This is a genomic window from Halovulum sp. GXIMD14794, from assembly GCF_054457455.1.
On sequence record NZ_JBTLNF010000011.1, the window covers coordinates 77071 to 92967 of the forward strand.

The window sequence follows — 15897 nt, forward strand, 5'->3', positions numbered from 1 at the left end:
GGCTTCCGGCCTCTTGGCATCAGCCTTGAACGCGGCCGACGACCCGAGCAGGAGTGTCCGGACCGGCTCACACGGATCCTTCACTCAAACAAAACCAGACCCTGTTCCTGCTGCGGCAGAGAAGGCGATAGCCGAGATCATCGCCGCCGCGCGGAAAGGAGACGAGGCCGCACTCCTTGCCCGGATCAGCGACGAGGCGGTTGTGAGCTTTGGCATGGGAGACGGCCACGCCGGTTTTCTCGAGCTTTGGCGCGATCCCGGTACGGAGCCTTTCGCGCGTTTCGCCGATGCGCTTGAAATGACCACAGCCCTGGGCGCCACCGTTCTTGAACGGGGGCAGTTGCGCTATCCGTTCTATACTTGGATCGTGGACGACACCCTGGAGCCGTATCTGGTTATGCTGGCTGATGAGGGCTCCCTTCACACGGAACCAAGCTCGGCCGCCCCGGTGCTCGATGTATCCGCCACGGACAGCATCCTCTGCCTAGGCGAGACCTGCCTTGCCGGGATCCCCTATGCCTGGCGGGAACTTCAGCTGCGGGACGGCACGCTTGCCTACACCAAGGAAGAGTTCCTCGAAACCATTATCGGTCAGTATCGGCTGATCCTCGAGAAGGCTGAAGATGATGGCTACAGGATCGAGGTATTCGTCGCTGGGGATTGATCGCATCCAGCCGGTAGAGAGGAACTGATTACATGTATGTACCAGGAGGCGAGCCGCCGGGCGGAAACTACTCCCGGCCTGAAACGACCGAAGGCGGGTCTGAAGAGGAAGAGTTTGACGGCTCGGCTGCGGTCTGGATCTTCATGATCCTGTTCGGGGTGGCGCTTCTGGTCGAGCACTTCCTGATCGAAGGGGTGCACGTCCTTTTCACAGGAGGTTTCATCGCCGCCGCCGTGGCCATCGCGGTCGCAAGCGCGATGAAGAAATAGCGTCCTACGACGCCCGGTGGGTTCCGTGACGTTGGCGTGCGACGGGCTGAAGAAGGGCAAGCCGTACGTTGATCCACGGGAACTAAGGCTTAGCCGCTTACTGTCCTCCGCCTTTCTAGCGATTTTCTGCGCGCGGATCTCTCCGCCTTGCGCGACGGTCTGACCCTACGCAAGCGACACCGACTGCAAAGCACGTTCGGCTATCTCTGCCCGGATCTCTTCGACTGTCATCACTCTCGCGGTCGCCGAAGCTGTTTGTCTTTGACTTCCCCACGAAGCGAACAACACGAGTGAGCGCTGATAGTACCATCAGCGCCTCCCAAGGGACCCCAGGGATGCCGGGTTCAAACAGACGTGTTCTCTCACAGAAGGGAGGCGCGGAATGGGCAGCAAGGATCGAGTGACAGTCCGCACTTTGTTGCTTCGCTGCGTGCGTGTACCCTCTATCAGAATAAGCACTGCCTCACTTTTTCGGCGGGTCCCCAATGCGCTATTGTGCCGTTTGCCTGAATATTGCCCTGCTGCTTTCAGTGTATCCCACGCAGCTTCCCGCAACTGAACCGCTCGGTCATCTATCGCTGCAGTTCGGCGGCGAGTCATCAGAGTGGGTCACGCAATTACGGGAGGTTCGAGGTAAGCTTCGGCACTCGGCGCGCCTCAGGAAGCGGAACCTGGTAGATGAAATCGAGATCACGGCATATCCGGCGGATTCGGCGGTGCGGGAGCGTTTCGCGATCTCGATTGTCTTCTCGCGGGCCCTCGATCCGGACGAGACGCCGGACTACAGCCGGCCCACGGATATCACCATCGTCCGGCTTCTTGGCAGTGTCGCCGATCCGCGATGGGAGGCGCGAGATATCGACATGGACTACAGCTTCCAAGAAGCTTCCGACACCGAAGGGGCGTTGACGGGGCAGTTCACGGCCACGCTCTGCCATTCCGAGGGGCCTTACGACGATCCGGATGAAGCGTCCTGCCTACCCGCATCGGGCAAGATCGAGACGATCGTGCACATCGATGCCGACGATTGACTTGCTGGCCAAAGGCCGCCTCGGTCACCGGTGGACAATTTTCACGAACCGGGTACTCGAACTCGGACCGCCAATGGGGATAACCGAATGAAGATACACGTCACCGCGATGGCATTGAGCCTTGCCTTGCCAGCCATGCTCTCCGCCGAGGAGATCGGCGGCATGACGGCCAGTTTCGACGGCGAAGAGCGGGAATGGCACATTATCAGCGTCACGCGAGGTGAGCGCACGGCAATGTCGGCGTCGTTCAGCGGTCCGGAGCGTTTGCCCACCCTCAGCCTTCAGGGGCATCCCGAACCGCGCTTCACGACGTCCGATGTACTTGCTGTTTCGGGTAGCTGGTTCAATGGCTACGACCCCGGGAAAAGCATAACCGGGGTGGAGATCAACTTCATGCCTCAGGGCATGAGCAAGCCTTTCTATACCAGCCACCAAGTGCCGGGCGAGGCGACCATGACCCTCGAAAGCCTGGAACTCGGTGAAGAGACCGGACAGGCCGCGGGGGCTTTTTCAGGCAAGATCTGCCTCGTTCAGGAACTCTACGGCGAGCCTGACCTCGCCGACTGCAAGGAGGTTTCGGGCAGGTTCGATACGCTCCTGCAGGTGCGATAGATGGGCGTTGGTCTTCGACCTTTTCTCGCGGCGTTCTGGTTGAGAACACTTCTATCCGTTCCGTTTGCTCGATGGATCGCATCGCTGCTCGTCGTTCTTCTCACTTCGCAAGGCCTGCTGCCCGGCATCGCGCCTGCGGCTGAGCGATGGGATCCGTCGGGATGGACGGCTGCTTGCTACGAAGGAATTGCTCAGGGCGGTGAGTGTGACCTGGACGATCCGGGCGTAAAAGCCGCGATCGCCACGTTGAACGAAGCAAGTACTGCCCTCGAGCGCCTTGGGTTTCGTGCGCCGAACCTGCCGCCGCCTTACACGGCGCACTTTTGGTCGAATGACATCTGCTACGAGGACGTTGTCGATGGCCAGCTTGGCGTTTCCTGCGATGCTGGCGGCTACTGGTATGCCGACCGACTGCTCACCCTTGCTTATGACAAGTTCTTTGCCTTCGGCGAGGAACTCTCGGTCGATGGCGGGCAGGAGTTCAGCGTCCCTACAACCGAACTTCTGGGTCTCCCGATCCACGAGTTGTTTCATGCCGTTCAGAACTCTTATCCGGGTGTCATCGGACACGGGAGCCCGAGCCGTAACTGGGTAACCGAAGGTATGGCGACCGCAGTCGAAAGCGCTTTGGACGATGTCAGCGGCCCGAACAGTTCCGGGCTTCCCTATCTCGACACGCCTCTCGATGCGCCGGAGAGCCTTCCGGTCGCATTCATGGGGGAGCGGTATTCGGACGGCGGGCTACCCGATTACGTCAACTATCCCTTCTGGCTGTTCGTCGCGGAAGAGTACGGCAGGTCGCTTCCCGACGGGATCGCGGTTTTTCATGACGTTTTGCTCGGTCTCAGCAAGAACCAAGGTGAAAGCGATGGCGTTGCATGGGCCGACAGCGGGTTGCGCAGCGTGGTCGACGAAGGTCTTTATGAAGCCTTCCCGGCCTACATCGCCAAGATCGGCAACGACCCGTCGCTCTACAAGACGGTTCACAACCGACATCACGAAGAGGTCTTTGCAGCTGATACCAGGCCGCAGAACAGCACGCTGACACTCACCGGAGAGGTCGATCATCTGGCCGCCTGGGCTTATTCCCTGCCCGTCCTCGGCTTGTCGAACACCGCTTTGGAGATACGTCTGGTCGATCCGGATGACGGGCTTCATCTGATCGTCGACGGCGAGCGGTACGATACTGTCGGGACCGGCGCGATCGGGATGCCGAACCATTTCTTTCTCGACAAACTCGGGGATTCGACTTCGCCGGATGTAGAACACACCTACTTCATCCGGGTGGCAAATGTTGGTGCAGACCCTACCCAATACAGGAAGCGAACGTTCACTCTCGAAGTGACGCTATATACGGAATATGCCTACCTGCATCATGCTGCACGGGTCGGTCGAAGCGCGATATCGAATGCGGATATAGACTCGCCGATCCAGCTTGATTTCGGCGTGCGGTCAGCTTTCCTGGTTTCTCGCGACAGCTCAACGGTTGTCGGGCTCGAGAACCCGTGCAGCCTCCGGCTCTATTTCCACAGCCGCGACACCTGGGACAAGGCCTTCGTGATGATCGATAACGAAGGGCCTCTGGGCGCGGGAGAGTACCCGCTCTTCAGCACCATTGGGATCGACGGTACCGACCTCAATCCGGAAAGCCATCCCAACCGCTTCCTCACGGGTTTCGAATTGGGCGAGCGCAATCCGATGGTTGAAGGTTATGAGCAGCAATATGACACGCAGGCTGGCACCCTCACGATCGAACGACTGACCCCGCACTGGATTGCAGGCGCGGTCCGAATGGCCGCGGCGAGGCGCGATACGACGCGGTACAACCACCCGCTCACCGGCCCCGCGAACATGGATGTGTCGGTCCGGTTCAGCCTGCCGATAAGTGAGTTTCGCGGCCAAGTTACGTATATGCCGGCGGCGGATTGTGTGAATGCCGATCGGATCGCCTTCCGTCCGGAGCCGAGGCCCACGCCTAAGCCGGCTCCGCCCACACCCAAGCCTTCTCCGGTTCAAAAATCTGATCCGCAAGCGGAGGATAGTTCCGATAACGATGAAGGGCCGGAGCCTTTACCGGCGAAGCCGCTGGAATCCGAAACCGAGCCAGAGGTACAAGACGTTGCCACGGCCGTCCCCGATAACACTCGCGTTGTGGCGGACGATGATCCTTCTATAAGGAAATTGCCTGACCGGGCGTATGGCGTGGCGTACCACGTGCAGGGCGACTACGATTTTCGGCACATTCTCACCGGTCAGGACGGTGCGACGATCACGGGCGGGTGCCCCGTAGGCGGGCCGCTTTCGGTGGGATACCGAAAGGGGGAAGCGTCCGATGATACCTGGCGAAAGATCGGTTTCGAGACAGCGTCGGTCATTCCTCCGGGTGCGACGGGAACCTTCCCGCTCGCCAAGGTTTTGTGGGACGGACCGCCGAAGGCGAGTACGCGGGTCGGCGTCAAGTTCCCGCAAGTGTTCGAGGGCCCCGGCACCCTGAGCATCGTCCGCCAGTTGAATGAAGCATCCTCACCCCTGATCGAGGGCACATTCCGGGGAACCCTGGCTGGCCCAAACGGCCAGGAAGTCGAGGTCGAGGCCATGTTCCGGACACCCGTGACGTGCAGGTAACTGCGCGTCGGGCCACGAGGCCCGCTTGGGTTTTTGGGTAGGCTGACGCACGAAATGCCGGATGCGTTCGCCGATGACGAGTTGATGGAAGTAAATCGTCTCCCGCAACTTCGAGACCCTCGTCAAGATTGGAGAGAAGGAATGGCGCAATGGGCTGTATGCCTCGAATTTTCGTGCTGATTTTGGCGCTCACTTGCGAGGCAGCCTGGGCGCAGTCTCACGTATTTACCTACTCGGATACCGATCTGGCCAAGTGCACGCCAGGTCGGGAAGCGGCGTTTGGCCCCACATTCCATTGCAGTGGTCTTGACGATACCAAAGTTCTCATTGGCGTCGGCGACCACAAAACGTTCGTCTCATATGGTGAGCGTCCAGAAGAAGAGTTCGTGTGGACGCAGTCGGTGCTCGGCACCAATCGTATTGGGGCCAAGATAGAGTGGATTTCGAAGGATGGAGAACCCGTAGCGTCTATCCTTAGGTACTACATCGACCGCTCTGCGGCCGACTTGCCGGAAAAACAGATGCTCGTCGTAGCGAAGATCAGCCCGGGCAATACGTGCCATGTCGCCTATATCGACGCTCTGACGATTGAAAATGCGAACTCACTTGCACGTGCTGTTGCTCTGGACCTTGTTCCCCATTGGAACTGCAAGGTGATGAAAGCGCGGTCATACAGTTGATGACCGGAAGAGCGCCAATCGGCGCTGGATGCGAATAATTCTCTTACTCTGAAGCGCTATTGCCGCCGTTCTGCTACGCTCACGCTCGGGAGGATAGTGAGATGTATGATTTTTCGAGATTATTCATTGGCGCGATAACAGCCGCACTTCTCTCGGCGACGCCGGCACGGGCGGACTGCCTCGCTTACATCATTGATATCTGCAATATGAGCGGTGAGATCGGTGACGGGTTCTGGGTTGGCGAGTACGAGGTCGAGGCGGGACCCGGCGTGCTTACAACCAGCTACGGCACCAACGGGATACCGCCGGCAGGCATGCAGCCGGCGACGGTCTTCCAGATGGGTGAGGACCTCGTCATTCAGCACCCGGAGCGCGAACTCAACGCCGATCTCGTTGGTGTTGCTGATGAAGACCCCGAATGGACGTCCGCGCCATCATCGACCGGAGCCAACCTCGCGGAACTGGTTTACGTCGAAGCCGGATGCAGCAGCCAGCGGTTGCCCCGTTGGACCGCACCAACCCACTCCGAAGACGGCATCCCGATGCGCCTCGATCTCGTCGGCGTCAGTCCCACAGCAATCGTGGGTCGGTTGAGCGCTGAAGGCGTCCAGGATGGCACGCCATTCACATACCTGCGCCACATCCGTATGAGTCGCAATGATTTCCCCTACGACCAGCTCGACGAAATGGTACTGCCCAACGCGCTGTGCGAAGCCCAGTGCGGAGGCGGGGCCTACTATTGTCCTGACTACGAATGATCCGCCTAATCCTTCTACCCGGTGCGGCGGCTATGTAGCCTGATCGTCAAGGCGTCCAAGAGCTCAACCACAAGCGGGTCGAGCTGCGAGCCGTCAGTCCGAGGACGAGGGCCAGCGGAGGCGTGAGGGGCGGGAGGCTCCATCAAAGCAGAGTAAGCGCGGCCGGCTTTGGCTCCACGACGGATCGTTCGTCCGCCTGCGACCGGAGCGACCTGACCATGTATGGTCCTAAGACTTCGTCGAGAGCCGGACCCATGACGGAAGGAGCGGCCGCCCGATCAACCTGATCGACGAGTTCACCCGGGAGTGCCTGGCGATCCGCATTGATCGGCAGTTGAAATCCACGGACGTGATCGACGTGCTGTCGGATCAGCTCATCCCGCAGGGTGCCCGAGACCGCATCAGGTCCGAAAACGGCCCGGAGTTCGTGGTCACGGCCGTGAGAGAACGGGTCGCCGCGGTCGGCGCCAAGACGGCCTGTATCGAGCCGGACAGGCCTTTGGCAGAACGGCTACCGCCAGAGCTTCAATGCGAAGCGCAGGTATGAGCTGCCTAACGGCGGGATCTCTCACAGCCTGGCCGAGGCACGGACCGTCATCGAGGACTGGCGCAAGCAAGACAACACGAAGCGCCCGCAGTCATCCCTGGGCGATCGGCCGCCAACTCCCGAGGTCACGCAATGGCCGGCTCCGCCATCCGGAGCCGCTTCGCCGGCCACCCCGACCGTAGCTCCCAGACCCGCAATGCACTAAGACTGAAGTCGGACCACCTCATTGGGGCAGGTCAGCTTGCGTCATGAATAGTGCAACTTCGCTTTCGATCTTGAGACCAACCGCTTCCAGCGCGTGGTACGAGTTTTCGTTTCGTCGAGAAGGCTTTGTCCGGCGATGCTAGCGAAACGGTCGATACTGGCATTCTTTCCACCAGCCACGGCGATGTTTGCCACCGTGTTTCGACCGAAACCCGTAGCCCCGAGCCACGCAACTCAGGGTTTGTACCAGATCGGCGAGGTGTAGGCGCGGTCCTGGACCTCGGCCGGGACGCTGTCGGGAAGTGGGACGCCGTAGAAGGCGGCATCGTGGGTCGTCCAGCGCGGTTTGGGGATCTCGAGCACCCGCACATAGTAGAAAGCATCCTCGGCTGGATCGAATTCGGGGTCCTGCCAGTGGCCGGCGAGGGCCGCAGCGCCGATTGTGTTGCTGTATGTCGCATTCTCGATGTCGACAGTCGATCCGACCGGCTCCCGTGCGCGGCCGTCCTCGCCGATGACCCGATCTCCGGAGACCACGACGTCATAAACGTGCTCATGCGTTTCGCCGGCATCGTCGATCCAGCCCTTGATGATCTGGACCCGGTCGAGGTTCGCCCCGTCCGGATCGCGCAGCGCCCGGATCAGGAAACGCGGCGCGCTGCCGTCGGGCGCGTTCGCAAGGTCGCCGCCCATGGGCACGCCATTGCGATAGCCGTTCGCGACGAAATCGGGCGCGCCGAGGTCGTCCGCTTCGAACTCCCAGCCGCCGAAGACCCGGACCCGGATGCGAGAGCCGGTCGTTGCGTAGGCCTCCTTGCGGGTGATCGCGCCGTAGACTTCGTCGCGGGTGTTCTCGCGCGCCCAGACGGCGGTAAGGCCGGCGGCGGACTCCTGCGCTGTCAGGATCCGCAGGGCGGGATCGTCGGCGGGAATGACCTCGCCGTTGTGCCGGTTCGGCGAGGGTTCGGTGTGCTGGTACTTGCCGAAATAGTTGTCCTCGCGGGTGGTGGGGATCGCCGTGTGGGTGTCGGTCGTTCCGTAGAAGCCGAACTTGAACGGGTTCACGCCGATCTCACGCTCGACTTCCAGCCCGACCTTCAGCGCGGAGCGGGCGTATTCGTACTCGAGCATGTCCGGCGTCTTGGGCGCGGTCCCGGCGAGATTGCTCACGTCCCATGTCTCGAAATCGGCGAACTCGTCGTCGGGTGACAGCAGCGGATGCGTTTCCTCGTCGCCCTTGATCTGCGTCATCTCGTGCATCGGCTCCCACCGGGCGCGCTTGGTCGCGTAGTCGGCGTCCATCGGTGAGCCGTCGAACTTGGTCGGTGCGAACATCAGGCCGTTCGAGGTGTTTGCATTGTGCGGCACGGCGATCACCTGGCCACCGGTCTCGGCCTCGTATTTCGCCAGGTAGTCCCACAGAAGCTCGGGATCGGAGCCCTCGAAGAAGGTGAACGGCCGGGTCTGCGATGTCTTGTCCGCGCCGTCGCCGAAAATTACCACTCGGTGCAGGTTGTCGCCCTGGGGGGTGAAGGTCCACTCGAACCCCGCCAGCGACGTGAACGCGCCGGGATCGTTGTAGGCGTCCACCGTCTCGACGATGTCGAGCCAGATGTCCCCGTCCAGATCGGTCCCTTCAAGCGGATCGCGCCCCTGGACGGTGCCGACGTTGATGATGTCGGCGAAGGCGGCCATCCGCCCCTCCTGGCCGGAGTTGAACAACTCGTAGGTCTGACGCCCCCAGTCATCGGCTAGCAGGCGCGGATCGGAGGTTCGCATCGCGGTCGCGAGCCCCAGCATCTCGGCATGTTCGGTGATCGCGAGAAAATCGAGGGGACGGATCAATTGCACCGGCTGACCGGTGTTGGAGATGATCCGCTCGCCGCGCGCGACGCGGAAGGCATCATGCATGTTGAGCGACGTGCCGATCAGTCCCGCGTCGAAGGAGATTTCCGTATGGAAATGCAGGTCGCCGAACAGAACCTGGTCGGGGTAGGACCGGCCGACGAAGGGCGAATAGGTCTCGTCGCCTGCCATGCTTTCCTCGGAGATCGCGCCATCGAAGGCCCCGGCGCCTGTCGCCATCAACGCCAGCAGAGCGGTGCCGGAGAACAAGATCGCCTGCGATCGGGTGAGTTTGGAAGTGGCTGTGGACATCCTGTCCTCCATCAGATGCATCCTCTTCGATGTCGGCCGACACGCCGGAGGGCGCCTCACCCGGTCGGTCCAAGTGTACAAGGCGGACAGAGCCCGCCAAGAAATCGAACCTGTCATTTCGCGACAAACCGCTGCCGCGCCGTCGTTCAGGCAGGTGGGGCCGCCCGATACTGTTGTCGTTGCGCACGCTTGAACTCGGACGGGCTGACGTCGAACCAGTCCCGAAACGCGCGGGTGAAGTTCTCCGGCGATCCGTAGCCCAGCTGCGCGGCGATTGCCTTGACCGGTTGATCCGTTTCGACCAGCAGCGCCGCTGCGCGCCGTCGTCGGGCAATCCGCAGAAGGTCCCGGAAGCCGACCCCATGTTTGCGCAGGCGACGCTGAAGGGTTCGCGGCCCCTGATCCAGCAGTCCTGCTGTGCTGTCGATGTCCGTCCGGCCATCCACGAGACACAGGTCCACCGCCTCGAGATAATGCTCCAGCGGGTCGACATGTCCGCGCGGTCTGAGCTTGAGCAGATCCACCATCGTCAGCGGGCGCGGCAGGGCCGTGCCCGGGATGTGTTCCGCCGAAAGCGCTGCCTTGGGGATCGCGATACCTGCGCAGGGCATGTCGTGGAAAACCGGAACGTCCAGCGGTTCGTGGGGCCGATCCGGCCCTGGCGGACGCGGATAGTCCAGTTCGATCCAGGCGGGCTGCCAATCCGCGCCGAGGAAACTGCGGATGAACGCGATCATCGAGCCGAACAGGTGGTCGGTGAATTGGCGGACGTTCTCGTGATCCGCGAGACCGGTCGAATAGCACCAGACCACATGTGCCCGACGCTCGGAGAGCAGCATACTGCTGCCGGTCTCATGCGCCCAGATCGTTCGGCAGACGCGCTGAAGACCCTCGCCAAGGGTCGGCGCGCAATAGGCGTAGACCGACCATGAGCCATAGCTTTCCGGCTGGGTCCGATCGCCGACCGTGGCACCGAACCTCTCGTCCCCAAGAACATCGGCCGCCGCTGCGAATACACGCACCATCTTGGCAAGCGGTACGCGGCGGTGTGGCATCCCCATCACTGACGCCGGAAGGTCGTGTCGCTTCAGGATGGCACTCAGGGCCCGCTCGCCGGCCATGTCCCGCACCAGAGCGGGCAACGGGCCCCAGCCCCTGATCGTGGTCATCGGAATCACATCGCACCCCTCCCAGAGCCCTGCGACCGTTCTTCAGGTCTTTGGCCTGATGCGAGTACGGTTCATGTTGATCCTAGCTGGGCCTTGCTGTTCAGAAATTGTCCCAGATCAAGGCGCGTATCGGCATGTTCCTAGCCTGTTCTTCCTCTCAGCGGGGACGGATAGGCTTGCCGCACTGCCACCGGAACCAGGCCAATACATTGGCCGTGGGAGTTGATTGAGCATGGCGAGGTCGCTTCACTCGGATGAAGACGTGCTCAAGCCGCTGCGCGAGGTCGACCTGAAACTGACGGTTGGAAATGTGGTGGCATCTGCCTAGCGCGGTATCGGTATCCGCGATGCGGCATGCTGCAACTTTCGAAAGCGTTTCGGTGGGATGGGGCGCGCGCAGTTGGCGGAGCTGAAAAGCCTTAGTAAAGCGAACCCCCCGCCTATGGAGATTCTGGCGGAGTTCGAATTGGACGACGTCCCTCTCAGGGAAAGCCTGAACCGCCGAAAAACGTGGGCCCAGGAGGGCGACGCCGTCAACATCGGCTGGTTGCGCGCCACGATAGACAGCGGTGCACCCTTTCTGCGAAGACGCTACGCCCAGACCCCGCCGACACGCTCGATCACCCAGCCGGTGGCGATGAATGCCGCGAGCCCGGCCGTGCCGATGGACGCGATTTTCCATGTCGGGCCGGGACGCGCGCGAAGGTAGACGACGACCGGCCAGGCGACGGCGACGATCATCAACTGGCCGACCTCGACGCCGATGTTGAAGGCCAGCAGGCTCTGCCAGACGTTCGGGGCGTCCACCCGCAGGATGTTCTGCAGCATGAACGAGAACCCGAACCCGTGAAGCAGGCCGATCAGCCCGGTGATGCCGGCGGCACGGAAGATCGCGCTGCGGCCGGTTTCGGGGTGCAGCACCGCTTCGGCGGCAGTGAGTATGATGGAGACCGCGATAAGGGTTTCGACCGCCGGGATGAACCACGCCCCTTGCGGCGCGATTCCGTCGAAGCCGAGGATAAGAGTGACCGTGTGGCCGATAGTGAAGCCCGTCACCCGCGCCAGCAGGCTGCGCAGCGTGGCGGCGCCGAGGATCATGCAGATCACGAAGAGCACGTGGTCGAAGCCCTCAAGGATGTGCCGGATCCCCTCGATCACGAAAGTCGCGGCTGCCGCTGAGGCCGAGGGCGAGACCTCGACAGGCGTCGCCATCAGGCCAGTCGCACGATAGGTGCGCACCGGGCCGCTTCCATAGTCGAGGATCAGGTTCGCCGTCTCGTCCTGTCCCGGCAGCCCCGGATTGCCGGAGTTGGAGATCGCGTACCGATCGAAAGGCGCGTTTGTCCGGATCCGCAAGTGGACGTCGGCCAGCGCGTCCCCGACATAGGTCTCGGGCGCGGTTCTGGGGAAGGCCGGTCCGGCGGAAAGGGCGCTCTCGGCTTCCTCGCGGGTCGCGAAGCCCGGTTCGATCCCGAGCGGATGAACGCGCACCGCCACAACCTCGGTGCGCAGAACGACATCGCCCACCTCGATCTGCAGCGACTGCGCCGCGAACGCGCCCAGCCCTTCGGGATCGGCACTCAACGCCACCGGATCGACGAGGTGCATGAGCATGCCGTCCTCAAGGCCGTTGGTGGTATAGGGCGCCGGGTCCGGAAGGCCGCCGTCCGCCGTCTCGCCGATCCTGTCCGCGACCAGGTAGGACATGGGCGTTCTGAGATAGATTTCCGCGCCTTGGTCGTGCCGGACGATGTGATGGATCCGCACGTTCAGGTTCAACTTGAAGTGCGCCGCCGCCTGCGTGGCGAGGACCATGCCGAGAAGCAGCGTCGCAACGGTCGTTAAGCGGATGCGCATGGAACCCTCCTTCAAGGCGCGCGCACTGCGCCGAGAACCGTCAATCCGTCGAGCTGCCACGCACCGGCCTCGTGGCTCACGTCGAGCAGGCCGCGATAGCTCACCTGCAGGCGGTGCAGGTGGCCCCAGTGCCCGCCGCTGACCTCGGCGTTCCAGCGCGCAAGGATCTGGCTGCCGCCGCCCTCGATCCCGGTCACCGTCTCGATCGCGATCCCGGTGATCTTCTCGATGCGGCCTCGCGCGCCGGAGGGCAACGTCACCGAGAGCCCGCGCCGGATCTCGGCGCCGACGGGGCCGGTGCTGTACGCGGGCACGAAACCGGCGAGAGCCGTGTCGAACCCGTCCTGTTCGGTTTCGAGCAATGCGGTGCCGATGTTGGACAGAAGCCCGGCCATGACTTCCTGCGCGGTTTCCCCGTCAGGTGTGCCCGCGGCGGGCAGCCGGACCTCGGTGGTCTGCGACCAGAAGAGGACCATGGCCACGCCGGTAACGCCTGCGCCCGCGGTGGCGGCGACACGGCGCGCGCCAGAGCTGCGGACGGCTCCAACGATCAGGACCACCGCACCTGCCGCGAGCAAGAGAGACCATGCTGGAAGGCGCGCCGACGCCCCGGCCGGCAAAGTGATGCTCTTCACCGCCGGTTCTTCCCAGCTTGTCAGGTAGTTGCGCCAGGTCACCGAGGGATCGTCGCGCCGGATCTGCGCCGGAACGCCGCCTGCAGGGTCGGTCAGGGTGACCGGAATCTCCGAGACCCCCTCGGGGAACAGGTCCCAGCGCAACGAGACATCGCGCGCCAGTCTAGGCTGCGGATATGACAGAACGATCCCCAGAAGCGCGGTGGCCCTGTCGGTCCGCACGGGGTCTTCCAGGATGCTTAGCCCCTCGGCCCCCACTCGTATCTGCGCAACTCGCGCCGCGGCTGGCAGCGCTTTGCGTCCGTCGATCGCGAGCGGGTTCCTGCTGCTGAAGAACTCGGCTGCCTGCGCCTCGATGTCGGCCATCGCGGCAGCGTTCAGCTCTGTCGCATCGCCGAGCCCGAGATCGATCCATTGCTCCAGATCGCGGAGCCGGAAGATCACCTCGTGGCGCACCTCGCGCGGCTCGACCGTCACGAAGGACATCAGCGGCGACTTGTGGTGCCGCGTGAGGTTCCTGTTGTCGAACGCGGTGAACCAGGGATCGTCCCAGTCGAGCCGCATGGTCTCGACCTGCGAAAGGTAGCGGTAGTCGGTCACCGGCACATCCATATGCTCGGCCATCACCCCTATAGCGGCAAGCGGCCTGCCGTCCGGTCCAAGCGGCGGCGCGAAGGTGATCGCGTCAGGACGCCCCTCGAACGGGAACTCCAACTCGGCGCGGATCACTTCGGCGCTTCGCGGCCTCGCTGGTAAAGCGGAATTCGCGGTCCGCCGTTCCTTCCGGGGTCTGAGGTCGACCGCCACGGTCCGGGGCTCCAGCGCCGCTCCGTCCGCCATCACCTGCAGCGTCTGCCCGGTGCGCGCCGCAAGCGACCCGTCGCCGTCCGCGACGAACCGCGGATAGTCGGACGGCTCGATCTCCAGCACCACGCGGACCCGGTCTTCCAGAACCGAAAGCTCCACGAAATTCGGCGCGGTCTCGCCGCCGTAAGGGGAAACCAGGTCCGCCGAGGACGGCGCGGGGCCGAGCGCGGCAGCCACGAACGCCGCGATGCCGAGACCGTGCAACGATGGGGAAGACACTAAGGCGCGGCGGACCCCGCCACAGGGGGTACCAGCATGGCGCCGTCCGCAGATGAGCCCGAGGATGATCTGACCCAGCATCTTGCCCATGATGTCCTCCCAAGGATTTCGCCTGGTGTCCTGGCCCCAGCGGCCGGGGGCGTCGGCGCGCAGGGCCCGAGGGCCCTCCGCAGGTCTTCGGGTTCAGTCGCCCGGATAGGGGAACTCACGGCCGAGCACTTCGCTGGCTTCCTCGAAGATCGGGCGCAGCACGTCGTCAACGTCATCGAAGCCGCCTTGCGTGAACTCCGAGAAACCGATGTTCGAGACGTCGATCCCCACGCGCTGAGCGAACTCCTCGCGGTCGGCTTCCGACGGCGGCTCGGCCGGGGCGGCGAGGGGCGGCGACCAGGTCGCTTCCTCGGTCGCGGCCATGCGGACGGTGATCTCGTCCTTGGTGACGTTCCAGACCATGAAGTCGTTGGCCATGCTCAAGGGGCCGTCATAGGTCTTGCGGATCCGCTCGTAGACCGAGGTCACCGTGTCGAAGTCGTTGAAGAAGTGATAGGCGACCGCCATACGCGGGCGGATGTCGCTCATCACCTTGCCGAATGCCTCCGGCGCGGTATGCACCTGCGTTCCGACGAGCAGCGCGGATTCCGGCGTGAAGCCCATCTTCGTCACCAGTTCGGGAACCGCGATGAAACACTCGTGGATCGCGAGATCCGCATTCTGCGCGTATTCGCGGAACCAAGTGTTCGGGTAGGTGTCAGAGCTGAAGACGAACTTCAGATCGTTCCATTCCAGCGCATAGCTTACCGCGCCGTCGATCGAATGGATCGCCGGGAATGTCCGGATCACAACGCCGTTCTCCTCGTAGATCACCTCGTTCTCGAGCTTGAAGTCGAACTCGGTGACCTCCATCCGGTATCCGCGGAAATCGACGTTGCCCGCACGGCCGGCCAGATCCCAGGTCAGCATCTTCTGCATGTGATCGAGCGCGTAGGCCGTGCCAAGCTCGGGCGTCGCCCCGCTTGGTCCCCAGACGCGCAGCGGCACCGACCGCCCCATCAGCGCGCCGCCGATGAAAAGGTCATGCAGCGCCCCGAAGTGGTCCGTGTGCAGATGCCCGATGAAGATCTTGTCGAGGTAGTTGTAGGGGATCTGCAGGGACGAGATCCGCTCTGCCGAGCCCGAGCCGATGTCGAACAGGAACTTGTCGCCATTGCCCAGTTCGACGAGGAAACAGGCCGCGGCCTGCGCCGCCCGGGTCGTCGGCATGCCGGTGCCGCAGGCGATCACCCGCATCTCGTCGGGCGCCAGATCCTCGGTGTTCGGATAGTAGACGTCCCGCGGCCGGTCCCGAACCATGGTCGGCGAAACCTCGGCAGCCTCCTGCGCCAGCGCAGCGGACGGCGTCAGTGCAGCGGTCACTCCTTCGCCGATCGCATCGGTGAGCCGCTCGGGGGCCGTTGTCCAGAACCCGCAGGCCATACCGGCCGCGAACCAGAGAGTTAGTCGGGTGGCCCTGTATTTCGTTAGCATCTGATCCTCCCTTTTGGGCGCCGCTTCCGGCATCTGCATGCGTTCGAAAATGCTGAGCGGAGCGGTGGAAGGTAACGGA

12 protein-coding genes and 1 pseudogene are annotated in these 15897 nt (G+C 62.9%); 8 read left to right on the forward strand and 5 right to left on the reverse strand.

Features of this window, described 5'->3' with window-relative positions:
* Positions 1-25 precede the first annotated feature (25 nt).
* The 8 genes and pseudogenes from ACW9UR_RS23355 to ACW9UR_RS23390 form a co-directional block, all read left to right on the forward strand.
* Positions 26-664 carry a hypothetical protein gene (locus ACW9UR_RS23355; protein WP_458919492.1) on the forward strand — a complete coding sequence of 213 codons (639 nt, stop codon included), beginning with the start codon at positions 26-28 and terminating at the stop codon, positions 662-664.
* A gap of 32 nt (positions 665-696) precedes the next feature.
* Positions 697-933: a hypothetical protein gene (locus ACW9UR_RS23360; RefSeq protein WP_458919493.1), complete on the forward strand. Its 237-nt coding sequence runs from the start codon at positions 697-699 to the stop codon at positions 931-933.
* Between the two features lie 485 nt (positions 934-1418).
* The gene (locus tag ACW9UR_RS23365; protein ID WP_458919494.1) at positions 1419-1964 is read left to right on the forward strand and encodes a hypothetical protein; all 546 of its coding nucleotides are present in this window, start codon (positions 1419-1421) and stop codon (positions 1962-1964) included.
* Positions 1965-2051: 87 nt separating this feature from the next.
* Entirely contained in the window at positions 2052-2576 is a 525-nt protein-coding gene (locus tag ACW9UR_RS23370; RefSeq protein ID WP_458919495.1) for a hypothetical protein, read from the forward strand.
* Positions 2577-5201, forward strand: coding sequence for a hypothetical protein (locus ACW9UR_RS23375; RefSeq protein ID WP_458919496.1), 2625 nt, complete (start codon positions 2577-2579; stop codon positions 5199-5201). It abuts the gene before it with no gap.
* Between the two features lie 149 nt (positions 5202-5350).
* Positions 5351-5881 (forward strand): hypothetical protein, encoded by a 531-nt coding sequence (locus ACW9UR_RS23380; RefSeq protein ID WP_458919497.1) that lies wholly within the window; start codon positions 5351-5353, stop codon positions 5879-5881.
* 101 nt (positions 5882-5982) lie between these two features.
* A complete protein-coding gene (locus ACW9UR_RS23385) occupies positions 5983-6639 on the forward strand; it encodes a hypothetical protein (protein ID WP_458919498.1) in 657 nt (218 codons plus the stop codon).
* 118 nt (positions 6640-6757) lie between these two features.
* Positions 6758-7391: pseudogene (locus ACW9UR_RS23390) on the forward strand (integrase core domain-containing protein); the annotation flags it as partial.
* A gap of 233 nt (positions 7392-7624) precedes the next feature.
* Here ACW9UR_RS23390 and ACW9UR_RS23395 read toward each other — a convergent pair.
* The 5 genes from ACW9UR_RS23395 to gntH form a co-directional block, all read right to left on the reverse strand.
* The gene (locus ACW9UR_RS23395) at positions 7625-9547 is read right to left on the reverse strand and encodes a DUF3604 domain-containing protein (RefSeq protein WP_458919499.1); all 1923 of its coding nucleotides are present in this window, start codon (positions 9545-9547) and stop codon (positions 7625-7627) included.
* A 146-nt stretch (positions 9548-9693) separates the two neighbouring features.
* On the reverse strand, positions 9694-10716 hold the full coding sequence (locus ACW9UR_RS23400; RefSeq protein WP_458919500.1) for an AraC family transcriptional regulator: 1023 nt from the start codon (positions 10714-10716) through the stop codon (positions 9694-9696).
* A gap of 591 nt (positions 10717-11307) precedes the next feature.
* Positions 11308-12573 (reverse strand): HupE/UreJ family protein, encoded by a 1266-nt coding sequence (locus tag ACW9UR_RS23405; protein ID WP_458919501.1) that lies wholly within the window; start codon positions 12571-12573, stop codon positions 11308-11310.
* Positions 12574-12584: 11 nt separating this feature from the next.
* Complete coding sequence (locus tag ACW9UR_RS23410; RefSeq protein ID WP_458919502.1) at positions 12585-14384, reverse strand: hypothetical protein; 1800 nt, start codon at positions 14382-14384, stop codon at positions 12585-12587.
* A 93-nt stretch (positions 14385-14477) separates the two neighbouring features.
* Positions 14478-15818, reverse strand: a complete 1341-nt coding sequence (gene gntH, locus ACW9UR_RS23415) for a guanitoxin biosynthesis MBL fold metallo-hydrolase GntH (RefSeq protein ID WP_458919503.1) — start codon at positions 15816-15818, stop codon at positions 14478-14480.
* Positions 15819-15897: the final 79 nt, after the last annotated feature.

What these genes read in the sequence shown, in the direction of transcription:
- ACW9UR_RS23400 (WP_458919500.1), bottom strand. Translation starts at nt 10,716, where the DNA reads ATGACCACGATCAGGGGCTGGGGCCCGTTGCCCGCTCTGGTGCGGGAC.
- ACW9UR_RS23375 (WP_458919496.1), top strand. Translation starts at nt 2,577, where the DNA reads ATGGGCGTTGGTCTTCGACCTTTTCTCGCGGCGTTCTGGTTGAGAACA.
- gntH (WP_458919503.1), bottom strand. Translation starts at nt 15,818, where the DNA reads ATGCTAACGAAATACAGGGCCACCCGACTAACTCTCTGGTTCGCGGCC.
- ACW9UR_RS23380 (WP_458919497.1), top strand. Translation starts at nt 5,351, where the DNA reads ATGGGCTGTATGCCTCGAATTTTCGTGCTGATTTTGGCGCTCACTTGC.
- ACW9UR_RS23370 (WP_458919495.1), top strand. Translation starts at nt 2,052, where the DNA reads ATGAAGATACACGTCACCGCGATGGCATTGAGCCTTGCCTTGCCAGCC.
- ACW9UR_RS23405 (WP_458919501.1), bottom strand. Translation starts at nt 12,573, where the DNA reads ATGCGCATCCGCTTAACGACCGTTGCGACGCTGCTTCTCGGCATGGTC.
- ACW9UR_RS23360 (WP_458919493.1), top strand. Translation starts at nt 697, where the DNA reads ATGTATGTACCAGGAGGCGAGCCGCCGGGCGGAAACTACTCCCGGCCT.
- ACW9UR_RS23410 (WP_458919502.1), bottom strand. Translation starts at nt 14,384, where the DNA reads ATGGGCAAGATGCTGGGTCAGATCATCCTCGGGCTCATCTGCGGACGG.
- ACW9UR_RS23385 (WP_458919498.1), top strand. Translation starts at nt 5,983, where the DNA reads ATGTATGATTTTTCGAGATTATTCATTGGCGCGATAACAGCCGCACTT.
- ACW9UR_RS23395 (WP_458919499.1), bottom strand. Translation starts at nt 9,547, where the DNA reads ATGTCCACAGCCACTTCCAAACTCACCCGATCGCAGGCGATCTTGTTC.
- ACW9UR_RS23365 (WP_458919494.1), top strand. Translation starts at nt 1,419, where the DNA reads ATGCGCTATTGTGCCGTTTGCCTGAATATTGCCCTGCTGCTTTCAGTG.